Origin of the sequence: Shewanella schlegeliana (genome assembly GCF_016765635.1) — a bacterium.
Taxonomy (GTDB): domain Bacteria; phylum Pseudomonadota; class Gammaproteobacteria; order Enterobacterales; family Shewanellaceae; genus Shewanella; species Shewanella schlegeliana.
The window spans coordinates 63,279-74,762 of record NZ_JAESVD010000008.1; the positions used below are offsets into that span (position 1 = coordinate 63,279).

Genomic DNA, 11,484 nt, shown 5'->3' on the forward strand with positions numbered 1-11,484 from the left:
GATAAAGATACATTTGAATACAAAGTTAGCACATCTTTTTTCATTGCCTTGCGCTTAAATGCCTCCATGCAAACGCATAACTTAAAGCTATTTTAAGTCCATAACGCAAGGAGCAACCGATGAAGAAACTATTACCATTAACCGCGATTGTACTGACCTCAATCACCTTTAATGCATCAGCTGCAATGGAACCCAATTTAGAGAAAAAGCTAATTGCCGTCTGTAAGACTGCTTTAAGCGATAACCTGCTTCTTTATAGCAGAACCATGCAGGAAAATAAGATAAACAAACACAGGGTGTTTCCAAGGCTGGTCTGTAACGGTCAGAGTTTCCACGATTTTGCGATCTCAAATGGTGCCACTAAAGTAGCCAATAAGATTGCGCCATATAATAGCTCTGGCAGCACATCAATTACCGACCTTGCAATGACAGACTCGAAAGACGTCGGCTATTCTGTCATTTTCTAACGCTCAAGCCTGATGAAAAGGGAGTTAACCTTTTCATCAGGCCTGCTGAGATTTAAGTTACTGAGACAAGGGTTACTCCCGCCCCAATGCATCCCCTAATGGCTCAAAATAGGCGATAAGCGCATTGAAGATCTGCGCCCTGTGCTCAAGGGTCGGGTAACCACCCGCATCAAACAGGGGGGACTTTAACGTTTCATCTACCAAGTAGGGGTTAGTGATATCTGGGTAAGATTCGATGCAGGACTCAAACGCCCGCGCCATTAGCTCGGTTGGCCGTGAAAAATACTGAGTACCATACTGTTTATCCAGTGCAATGGCACGATTAACATAATCGTACCCATCCTCGCCATTTTCACTGAGCATACTCACCTCAAACACACGATCTAAACGCCGGTTAAGTGGATGCTGAATCGGTTTAACATCGGCAATCCAGCTGTGGCTGGCAAAAGAGATCCCTCGCGGTGAGATATGAAAAGATTTAGAAGCGATGTAATGGTCAAACGCATGCCAGAACTCATGCGCCAGTGCTCCCGCGCCGGCATTTTTAGCCAGTGCTAGCTCACGCCGCTGCGGAGCATAATGGGCTTGTACGCCTTTTTGACCGCCACTGCCAAAGGCAAGGTTCAAGGTTTCGCGCAGCCCCAGCGCCTTAGGGGGAAGTTTTAAGATAAAAGCCAAGTCGGCCAAAGAGTCAAAAATCAGATTAGCAGCCTTGTCGCGCTCCTCATTTTCAACCCACTTACCTAGGCGGATATGGCCAAGACCAAATACCTGTTTGATATCGACAAAGCTGACCTGCTCGTCGAAGCGGTAATCGGGACCTATACGCTTGTAGCTGCGGCTTTTTAGCACCTATGAGTTCCCTGTTGGTAAAGTTCTGAGTTTTTGTGGCATCAATTATAAAGCGATAACCGATCCTGACTAGCAATTACTATAATTCTATCGCGATAATCCATCGCCACAAATTATCCGCTTCGCCTTAAGGCTAGCTTAGGCGATGCCATAAGCGATATAATCGCCCACATTAGTTTCAGATCATATAGGCCTTATCATGGCACGCACCGCAGCCGCACTACACATTTTGGTTAAGCACCAAACACTTGCCGAAGACATTATCAAGCAGCTTAACAAAGGGGCTAAATTCGACGTACTCGCCAAGAAGCACTCTACCTGCCCATCGGGCAAAAAAGGCGGCAGTTTAGGCGAATTTAAGAAAGGGCAGATGGTGCCTCAATTTGATAAAGTCTGCTTCACAGGCGAGTTAATCACCCCGCATCTAGTGAAAACAAAGTTCGGTTGGCATGTGATAAAGATCCTTTATAGAACCTAGGTTCTAGGACGCTTCGCTGCGAGGGCGGGCTTCGCCCTGCTAGGAAAAGCACAAGCTTGACGGGCTTAAGCCCGACCTACAGAATAGAATATGTTTTTTGGCCGTTCGTCGTTGCTCTTCCTAGGACCATCTTTTCCTAGAGCCTAGGCCCTTTCTCAGCTTTTTCCAGCTTTTCCGTTAGCGCAGCGTTCCGTAAGTGACGCAGTCACGTTCGTAAAGCCGTAGGCCGTTCGTCTTTTCTTTTCCCGTCTTTGCTCTTCCTAGGACCTGCTTTTCCTAGAACCTAGCACCTTCTTTACCGCTTAAGCTTATAAAGATTGCCGCTATCGGTACTGAAATAGATATCCCCTTGTGGCGACACTTCAATGTCTCTAATTCGCTCGCCTAGCTCTGACATGAGCCGCTGCTCAGCAACCGCTTTGTCTACGTCGTTAATCGTCACCACATTGATGTGGGTCAGCTTTAATGCCCCCGCCAATAACTTACCATCAAGCTCTGGAAATTTATCACCGTGATACATCACCAGACTGCCTGGGGCAATAGAAGGAACATACACCTTTACTGGCGGTTCAATCCCCTCTTTTAATTTACCCTCGCCAACGCTTATTGGTCCCCAATACTCTTTCCCATGGGAGGTTACTGGCCACCCATAATTAGCCCCTTTTTTAATTAAGTTGATCTCATCACCACCACGTGGGCCATGCTCAATTGACCACAGCTTTTGGCTTTGAGTATCAAAAAATAAGCCCTGAGGGTTGCGATGGCCGTAGCTCCAGATCTCATCAAGCACGGCTTTATTATCAATAAAAGGGTTATCGCTAGGCGTGCTGCCATCTGGTTTCAAGCGTAAAATGGAACCTGCATGAGTTAGCGTATCTTGGCCATTATCACGTACACCACGATCACCAATTGAGAAGTAGAGACTATTCTTATCAAAGGTAATACGACTACCAAAGTGCCTACTGGTATCTGTGCGCGAAGTTGATACAAACAGATCTAGCCAATCAGTAAGCTTACCGTTTTTGTAAGTCGCTTGAGCAAGTGTCGTGGCGCCCTCGCCACCAATGTCTTTGCTGTAAGTCAGGTAAACTTTGTTAGCTTCAAAAGGAGATAGTGCGATATCCAGTAAACCGCCCTGCCCTTGGGCCCACACACCTTCTGGCGTAAACAATGTTTGATGCTTACCCGTTTTAAGGTTTACACGCTTTACCACGCCTTGTCTCTCTGTCACCAGCATGGTTTGCGGGTCAACATAGGCTAAGCCCCAAGGCACACTCAACCCACTAGCCACCTTTTCGGCTTCAAGTGCTTGAGCACTGCTTACCAGCATAAGAGCAGACATCAACAAACTGATAGTTTGAGTCACTTTCATCGACATACCTGTCCTTTTTTAATTACTTTTATAATTAAGTTCTAGGTTCTAGGTTCTAGGTTCTAAAACCAGCATAAAGCAGTCTATTTAAGATTCAAGTTGGAATTGAGAGAGGACATCTACATCTATTAGGCCCTAGGTTCTAGGTCGCTTCGCTGCGAGGACGGGCTTCGCCCTGCTAGGAAAATCAAAAGCGTGACGGGCTAAAGCCCGACCTACAACAAACACCGCTTCTCCCTGCTTTTAACCGGCTTTTCCCGTCTCAGCTTTCATCGTCTTTGCTTTTTGCATTTCCTAGGACCTTTCTTTGCTTTTCCTAGAACCTCGAACCTTCTGAGCATTCCGTTAGGCCGCAGGCCGATCAGCTTTGTTTTCCCTAGCACCTGCTTTTCCGTCTCAGCTCTAACCGCCATAGATAAAAAAACGCCTTGCGGCATCAGCAGCAAGGCGTTCGACTTTCTATCAACTATCAACTATCGATTAGCAGCAAACTGGATTAACGAATTGCTGAAATAAGGTAATCGATTACGGCTGTCTCAGGTGTCGACTTGTGCTTAAGCTCAAATAATGGCGTAGGACGCTCTAACATATTACGCTCAACCATTTCGTTCAGAATAGGTAAATCCAGCGTCCCCGCTTTACCCGCTAATAAGTTATCTAACGAGGTGGTTTTACTTAAGTTAACGATATCTCTAAAGCCCTTGAGGTAGAGAAAGTCTTTAGTTAAACCGCCGCCGCGATAAACGCGAGTCGTTAAGGTAAAGGCTTGCTCTGTGGTTTGACCATATTCACGTTTCAACGTTTGGAAGGTCATCGAAAAGTCACGCTGCTCTAGCATCAAGTTCACCGCGATAACGCGCAGCGCCAAGATCTTAAGACGATTAAGGGTTAAGTTGCCCGAGCAATATTCGCTATAAATCGCCACACCTTCTTGAGTATGGGTATTGCCCACTAAACCAAGTGACAACACTCTTAGCTTTTGGCGACGAGCATTCACAGTGGTGAGCATATGCACACCTAGCTCATGGTAAGCAAAAGCGACTAACTCTTTGCTGGTAAACATGGCATCTTTGTTGATTAACAGGCTGCCGCGCTCGTTGTTTACCATCGCCTTAGCTACGATACGTGTCGATTTTTCAACCTTACACTTAAGGCCCCATTCATCGGCCTGCTTTTGGAATGACTTCACCGCATAGGCAGAATCATAAATCGCTTCCTCGTCATCCCCCTCGATATCAGGTGCACGCAACAGGAACTCGGCATTGGCGATATCTTCTTTATCTGGCTGGCCGTAATACTTAAGCGAGTTATAGACAAACTCGTCTGTTCCAATTGAGCATAAAAGATCAATTTTAGTGGCTAAGTTATCGATCACGTGACGATAAAGCTGCTGAATATCGGCGTCCATGATATTAGAGACAGGCAGCTTATATAACTGCTCACGGAACTGATATGGATTCAGGTTTAGCTGCTTGTAGCTAAACTCAGGCGCAGCAGCACCTTTACGCGCCAAGAACTTTTTACGCTCACTGGCAATATTAATCGGGTTAATATATTTCAGCGTCGCAACGTTACTGGCCAGCTTAAATAGGCTCTTATCAAGCGACAGTATTTCAGGTGGCAGCGTTGATGACAGCAGATCGACATTTCTTACTGACTTGCGCTTACCAAAACGGCGCATAAAGTAAGCCGCAGTTTCTGAGATAGCTTGCTTAACCCCTGCCTTAAGCTCTTCTAAAACCAGCGGGTATAACTCACCTGTGGTTTCATCCATAAAGACTTTTTTCACTTCAAGTGGTAACACTAGCGTGTGGTCGAAATGGGCGTTCACATGGGCGATAAGATAACCACGGCCTTGGAAAACTTCGTCTCGTGCGGCGCGAACATCAAGGTTTGGCAGCTCAATCTTGCTTAACTGTTTCTCAAAACTCTGGCAGGTCGTGCCCCAGCGCTCAATATCTATCTGGCTGGTACCAATATTAAAGGTCGGTGTATCACCTTCAATTTTCTGGTAATTATATGAGTGCACGTCAAATACAATACTGTTATTAAACTGCTTCTCTAAACGTGCAACCAAGGCGCTCAGTACATTATAGAAAGACTGATGCTTAGCATGGCTTTCATTACGCTGCTTAGTGGTTAATGGTTTTTTCCAAGCCGTCTTATAGTTGGTTGAATGAGACTTTGGGCGATTCAAGTCATATTCAAAACGTGAGTCATTACCAGTCAATACGATCGGGAAAGAGGACAACATGTCAGCGGTATAGGGTGCCTCAGCGTATAGGCGCTCCTCAGCGGTTAATTTACAGTTGTTTTTCAGCTCATCACGTAAATGGTGACCGTTATGAATAGCGGTACACACAAACGGAGAGTATTCATCAATCTTTACTGTAAATGAACCTGCTTCAACTTCCGCATGGAAGCATTCGCCTTTATTAATTAACGCTATACACTCTTTTTCAGATAACCTGAGCATCTTCAATCGCCTTTCTAAATTCAGTTTTTCTGGTGTTCAATGCTTCTTTGGCATCGATTACACCTTCAATAAAATCAATAACTTTCTTCTGAAGCTTAACGCTGTTTAACTTGTTGATACGCATGATGCCACCAGGGCTTTGCACGTTTACTTCAATCAACTTTTCGTTAATCACATCAATGCCGACAAAGAACAAACCATCACGCACAAGCTTAGGTCCTATATGCTTGCACAGCTCCTTTTCTTTTTTAGTCAGCACATGCTTCACCACACTGCCACCGGCATGAATATTTGAGCGAACCTCACCTGGTGCTGGCACACGCTTCATCGCACCAATAGGCTCACCATTTAGCATGAGAATACGCACATCGCCCTCTTCGGCGCCTTCAACATATTCTTGCAAAATAACGTAATTACCACCTTTGCCACTATTGATGTAGAACTGCAGCAGCGAGTGGAAACTCTTCTGCGCCGCTTTCTCAACGAGAATAACCCCCTGACCACCAAAACCATCTAAGGGTTTCATGATCATCTTATCGGTCTTGGACTCACGCAGTACCTGCTCTAAATACTCTGGCGTCTTAGATACATGAGTGACCGGAATGAAGGTATTATTTGGATCATCAAATGACGCGGTATACAGCTTATTATTGGCAATACGCAGGCCATCGATGTCGTTCATGATAAACACATCATCGCGTACCGAATCGAGGAAGTTGAGCGCAATCGGGTCGAGCGGTGGGCTCGCACGCATAAAGATGCTGTCAAACCCTGCAAGCGGCAACTGCACCTTTTTAAACTCAGCCTTCTTATAGAAAGAGACAATATTGCTCGGCGTAGGCTGCTCTTTATTGAATACTTGGCAAAACGCACTCGCCTCAGAGTCACGCATGGTTAAATTACTTGTGGTAGCCAGCGCAACGGTATGCCCCCTTGCAACACACTCATGAATTAACCTCAGTGTGGTGTCGGTTTCAGGCACAATAGTAGACCACGGGTACATCAAAAATAGAATATTCAATGGGATCTCTTTATAAAACGGAATGCTCTAAAGATCTTGGGCCAGATGGTGGCTTGGGGAGGTGTAGAGTATTCAAAATAAACAACACAATGACTTAGGTGAAATATGACCTAAATCGGACTATGGCATCTATCTATCAATACAAGTTGTACTAGATATGGTGTCGCTAATTTACACCAAATTTTGCAATTGGAATATAAAAATATACCCACAAAATAAAATAAATTCATTCACTAATCACACAACTAGTCGACAACCATCAAGCCCCTATAGCATGGCCTTTTCAGGACTTTGTCATCATGCATAAACTTGGGCTAAAGGCCTGTCTATGAGTGACGTTCTATCGCTGCTAATGGCAAAAAACAATCTGAATATCTATTAACCCAATGCTGCTATAACCGCTTTTGAAGTGGTACGACTGTGCTCAGGCGCATAAACCTTTATCTGATTTCTTCCCGAGTGTTTCGCATCATATAGGGCTAAATCGGCACGTTTAACCCAAAGCTCAGGCTCTTCAGCTGCGATAGATTCAGCAATACCTATGCTAAGTGTCACTCCTGAGGCTTCGGGGTATAGCTTGGTTATGCCCTCAATCACTTTGTTATTGATCGTGTGAGCCACTGCCACCGCGCTCTCAACGCTGGTGCTGTCGAATAACAGCAAGAATTCATCGCCTCCGAGGCGAAAAAGCAGGTCGCTCTTTCTGCAATTCATATTAATCCGTTCGACGACAACCTTTATCACTTTATCACCCATATCATGACCATGTAGATCGTTCACCAGCTTAAAGTTATCGATATCGATGAGGGCAATACAGGTTCCCAGCCCCATCTTGGCGTTTTCACTTGCCATCAATAAGGAATCATCCATCTGATAACGGTTCAACGCTCCAGTTAATGAATCTTTTATTGAGAGTTCACGCAAATCTCGTTGTAACTTTCGCATAGCTCCAATCACAACATGCGCAATAGATACACATATCAGCAGCGCCAAGACATATCGTAGAGTGACCATATAAGCTTGATGTGGAATCGCTGCTAGCGCCGAGCCGAAAATAATCAGTGCATTGGTCAACATCGCCATTTTTTTTGGCACCATAAACACTATGGTCATAACGACAGGAAACACCCAGTAAGTCGCTAACGTACCGAAAGTATGGATACTCAACACTATCGATATACACAGTAAAAACAGTGGGGGGAAATACCCGATAAGTTGACGCTTTAAACGAAAAATAGCGATGACTTCGATAATTAAACTCAGCTCAAAAGCCAACAGAAAAAAGCCTAAGCCAAGCTCACCGATAAAGAGGTTTTTAATCCCCAAGGGGACAAAAGTAACAAGGGTGACAAGCAGAATGAAAGCCAGTACACGCCTATGCTTGTATAGATCCAAACGATCTTTATCCCGATGTTTAACTGAAAAGGTTAAGCTATCCATAATGCGACCTTTTTAATACAAAAATTTAAGCTTTGGAACAAAGGCACCTAATACACAAAATACGACACATTAGAATAAGGTCAAGTAAATAGCCTAATATATGTAGCGATATGCTTACCGATTAGGCCTTGATAAAACAGATAATCAGACCTTTAAGTAATCAAAAATTTCAACTTATCGAAACAAACACCCTATAATATTTCTAGCATAAAAAACGCAGCCTATTGGCTGCGTTTTGACATTACTGAATGCCGTTTTAAAAAATCATTCTGTTAAATAACTTTTTAAACAATGTAAGGTGGGAAAAGTTGATGCTCTAAAATTAGCCAATGACAACATCTATTGGCATTGACACCTAGCAGATGCTCCACACGGTTCTACCTTGGCAACAACACACTCGCCACTGCTACTGCCCTTACCCATACACCAAGCATTGCAGTCGAAAATGTCCGGATGCCCAGTATCATCTCTATGAGAGTGCAACACGCCTTTACCCGGGTTAGACTCCACCAGCAAACCATTTGCTAAACAGGCTTCACCAAAACTCCTGCCATTAAAACTCCCCTCCTCATCAGTCGCCAAATGACAGCCAGCAATACCGGGAGCGACACCGTCAGTGTCTTTCCACCAAGTGGTTTCCCCTGCAACCCAATCAGTAGGTTTAAAAGTAAAGGTGCCTATAGCACCGGACTGTTCCTTAGCACCCTTCGATGGCGGCCCATCTGGTGTTTGTGCGTTTAACATTGAGGAGAAGATGATACAGATAAGCACACATACCTTTTTTAACAGACCCATTTTATGACCTCTTTACACATGCCTCTTTCTCATGACATAAGTCGTCAAGCTAACCATTAAACTCACTCATTGAAAGATTTCCCAAAAAAATAACGCTCAAAACTTAACCTGCAAACGTCAAACATTCAAGATTACTAAAGTAACTATCATCTTTATCGATAAAGCACGCGACTAGCCACTCGCATACAAAAATGCTTAAGCAAGGGTCTCCATCAATATTAATTTATGACTATGCTTTAAGCTGATGCCTGCAAAGAACTTATAGCGAGCCCATCTTAAGAGGGGAGAAACATGAAACCTATCATTGCCGATAATAAACCCATAAAAGTCAGCCTAGAAAAGGGTAAAGAGTATTATTATTGTCGCTGCGGCCGCTCGAAAAGCCAGCCATTTTGTGATGGTTCCCATGCAGGTACTGAGTTTACACCTCTGGCATTTACTGCCGACAAAAGTGAAGATGCCTACCTGTGTCAGTGTAAACACAGTGCAAACCAACCTTTTTGTGATGGCTCACATGAACAGTTTTCTCAAGTGGATGTTGGCAAGCAAGCTCCAGAGGCTGCCCTAGCCGCCGATACCACTCCTCAAGCTAAAAATACAGCAGCAGAGCCAACCCTCGAGTATATCCATCAACTGGCGCGAGAGGGTTTATCTAAAGTGGGTCATCACGGCCCGATGACGGCGATGGGCGTTCCGCGTAACGAGCTACCACACTGGGATGATTTACAATTGATGGTGGCGCAAATGGCAACCAAACCGTTAATGGAAGATGCCAAGGTAGCCACCGAGTTAATCATAGGCCCACAAGCAAGAAAGCCACTTAAGTTAGCAATTCCACTGTTCGTTTCGGATATGAGTTACGGCTCCCTATCAGAGGAAGCCAAAATCGCGCTCGCCCGTGGTGCCGAACTTGCAGGTACCGGGATCTGCTCTGGCGAGGGAGGCATGCTAATAGAAGAGAAAGCCGAAAACTCTCGTTACTTCTATGAACTTGCTAGTGCAAAGTTTGGCTATAAAGAGGCCTTACTTAACCAAGTGCAAAGTTTTCATTTTAAAGGCGGACAAGGGGCTAAAACAGGTACTGGCGGTCATCTACCCGCGAGCAAGAATGTGGGTAAAATATCTGAAGTTCGTGGCTTACCAGAGGGCACAGATGCCATCTCTCCTCCTACTTTTATAGACCTAAACAGTAGCGCCGACTTTAAGCGTTTTGCCGATAGAGTCCGAGAGGTTTCGGGGGGGATCCCCATAGGCTTTAAACTCAGTGCGAATCATATCGAACGCGATATTCAGTTCGCCCTCGACGCCAGTGCCGATTACATCATACTGGACGGCCGAGGTGGTAGCACGGGCGCTGCACCTGAAATTTTTCGCAACCATATCAGCGTTCCTACCATTCCAGCGATTGCTAGAGCAAGGCGGTATCTTGAGCAGCAAGGTGAGAGTGGTCGAGTAACGCTAATCGCGACGGGAGGAATACGCACTCCTATCGACTTTGTTAAAGCGCTAGCCTTAGGTGCAGACGGAGTTGCAATATCGAATAGCGCAATCCAATCCATTGGCTGTGTTGCCGCGCGTATATGTAATACTAACAACTGTCCTGCAGGCATCGCCACTCAAGATCCGCAGCTTCGAAAAAGGCTTAACATTGATAAATCAGCCAAACAGTTACAGAACTTTTTTGAAGCGTCAGTTCAACTGATGCAAGTGATGGCCCGTGCTTGTGGTCACAACGATTTGTGCCAGTTTAATAAAGATGATTTAGCCACCTGGCACATTGAGATGGCACGCTTAACAGGGGTTAAGTATTCCGGCTTCATGGCGCCTTAGTCGTCCACTGAGTGCTAACCAATCTTTAGAAACATGATAAACGGTTAATACATTAGGTTTAAAAAAGCCCTGAGGAAAGCATCAGGGCTTTTTTATTTAAGAGTGAATAGATACAAACCTTTATTGCGCTATTCCTCCCATAAAGGCTTTATCGGCCAGCGCTAACATGGCAAGATCTTCTTTGGTATCACCGTAGGCGTAGATCTGGCTATAACGACTTAAATCAAACTCCTGTGATACCTTATAGGCCTTTGCCTCACAGCTACAGTCTCCAGTGCTGTAATAACCGCTATAGCGATTGCCGTCAATTGCCATCTCACTGCAGATGAGTGAAATGCCCATCATCTGACACCAAGGTTTAAGGTATAGATCCAACGAGGCCGAAACCAACACTATGGTCGCGCCATCGGCTTGATGCTGTTTTAGGGTTTGCAGCATGTCGACTCTTAAACAGGAAGGAATAACATAGCGAGCATAAGCTTCACCTATCGCGGTGACCTTTTGTTCACTGCGCCCAACGAAGGCAAAAAAACTCACAAATGGCCTCAGCTTTCGCGCGGGGATAACCCCTAATTTATAAAGTAGATAGAGCGGCGACATAAACACTATGCCAAGTAAGAGGCGAAGTGGCGTTGCCGAATAGAGGATAAACTTGGTAAACATATCTTGATGGGTCAAGGTGCCATCAAAATCAAACAACACTAGCTTCAAGCCTATCTCCTAAGCAGCCAATACAATAGCGAGCTATTCTAA

Annotated in this window: 10 protein-coding genes; 3 read left to right on the forward strand and 7 right to left on the reverse strand. The window is 44.9% G+C overall.

Translation table 11 applies throughout. From position 1 onward, the window contains the following. Positions 1-119: 119 nt before the first annotated feature. The gene (locus JMA39_RS14350; protein ID WP_202722544.1) at positions 120-467 is read left to right on the forward strand and encodes a DUF3718 domain-containing protein; all 348 of its coding nucleotides are present in this window, start codon (positions 120-122) and stop codon (positions 465-467) included. Between the two features lie 72 nt (positions 468-539). On the opposite strand, the gene JMA39_RS14355 is transcribed toward JMA39_RS14350, so the two are convergent. Next, on the reverse strand, positions 540-1,319 hold the full coding sequence (locus JMA39_RS14355) for a CLCA_X family protein (RefSeq protein ID WP_202722545.1): 780 nt from the start codon (positions 1,317-1,319) through the stop codon (positions 540-542). Positions 1,320-1,518: 199 nt separating this feature from the next. Here JMA39_RS14355 and ppiC point away from each other — a divergent pair, with 199 nt between their 5' ends. Then, a complete protein-coding gene (ppiC, locus tag JMA39_RS14360; protein WP_202722546.1) occupies positions 1,519-1,797 on the forward strand; it encodes a peptidylprolyl isomerase PpiC in 279 nt (92 codons plus the stop codon). A gap of 295 nt (positions 1,798-2,092) precedes the next feature. On the opposite strand, the gene JMA39_RS14365 is transcribed toward ppiC, so the two are convergent. The 5 genes from JMA39_RS14365 to JMA39_RS14385 all read right to left on the reverse strand — a co-directional run bounded on the left by JMA39_RS14365 (position 2,093) and on the right by JMA39_RS14385 (position 8,901). Continuing rightward, positions 2,093-3,169, reverse strand: coding sequence for a PQQ-dependent sugar dehydrogenase (locus tag JMA39_RS14365; RefSeq protein ID WP_237732843.1), 1,077 nt, complete (start codon positions 3,167-3,169; stop codon positions 2,093-2,095). 496 nt (positions 3,170-3,665) lie between these two features. After that, positions 3,666-5,645 carry a flavohemoglobin expression-modulating QEGLA motif protein gene (locus JMA39_RS14370; protein ID WP_202722548.1) on the reverse strand — a complete coding sequence of 660 codons (1,980 nt, stop codon included), beginning with the start codon at positions 5,643-5,645 and terminating at the stop codon, positions 3,666-3,668. Then, complete coding sequence (gene gshB, locus JMA39_RS14375) at positions 5,629-6,666, reverse strand: glutathione synthase (protein WP_202722549.1); 1,038 nt, start codon at positions 6,664-6,666, stop codon at positions 5,629-5,631. Before gshB ends, JMA39_RS14370 begins: the two co-directional genes overlap by 17 nt. Before the next feature lie 378 nt (positions 6,667-7,044). Next, positions 7,045-8,106 (reverse strand): GGDEF domain-containing protein, encoded by a 1,062-nt coding sequence (locus JMA39_RS14380; RefSeq protein ID WP_202722550.1) that lies wholly within the window; start codon positions 8,104-8,106, stop codon positions 7,045-7,047. 339 nt (positions 8,107-8,445) lie between these two features. Next, positions 8,446-8,901: a hypothetical protein gene (locus JMA39_RS14385; RefSeq protein ID WP_202722551.1), complete on the reverse strand. Its 456-nt coding sequence runs from the start codon at positions 8,899-8,901 to the stop codon at positions 8,446-8,448. 291 nt (positions 8,902-9,192) lie between these two features. Here JMA39_RS14385 and JMA39_RS14390 point away from each other — a divergent pair, with 291 nt between their 5' ends. Continuing rightward, positions 9,193-10,731, forward strand: a complete 1,539-nt coding sequence (locus JMA39_RS14390) for a glutamate synthase-related protein (RefSeq protein ID WP_202722552.1) — start codon at positions 9,193-9,195, stop codon at positions 10,729-10,731. A 120-nt stretch (positions 10,732-10,851) separates the two neighbouring features. Here the strand turns inward: JMA39_RS14390 and JMA39_RS14395 are convergent, their stop codons facing one another. Further along, on the reverse strand, positions 10,852-11,433 hold the full coding sequence (locus JMA39_RS14395) for an HAD-IB family hydrolase (RefSeq protein WP_244999902.1): 582 nt from the start codon (positions 11,431-11,433) through the stop codon (positions 10,852-10,854). Positions 11,434-11,484: the final 51 nt, after the last annotated feature.

Bases quoted from the DNA above. Each gene is read 5' to 3' on its own strand.
- JMA39_RS14350 (WP_202722544.1), top strand. From the start codon at position 120: ATGAAGAAACTATTACCATTAACCGCGATTGTACTGACCTCAATCACC.
- ppiC (WP_202722546.1), top strand. From the start codon at position 1,519: ATGGCACGCACCGCAGCCGCACTACACATTTTGGTTAAGCACCAAACA.
- JMA39_RS14365 (WP_237732843.1), bottom strand. From the start codon at position 3,169: ATGAAAGTGACTCAAACTATCAGTTTGTTGATGTCTGCTCTTATGCTG.
- JMA39_RS14370 (WP_202722548.1), bottom strand. From the start codon at position 5,645: ATGCTCAGGTTATCTGAAAAAGAGTGTATAGCGTTAATTAATAAAGGC.
- JMA39_RS14380 (WP_202722550.1), bottom strand. From the start codon at position 8,106: ATGGATAGCTTAACCTTTTCAGTTAAACATCGGGATAAAGATCGTTTG.
- JMA39_RS14385 (WP_202722551.1), bottom strand. From the start codon at position 8,901: ATGGGTCTGTTAAAAAAGGTATGTGTGCTTATCTGTATCATCTTCTCC.
- JMA39_RS14390 (WP_202722552.1), top strand. From the start codon at position 9,193: ATGAAACCTATCATTGCCGATAATAAACCCATAAAAGTCAGCCTAGAA.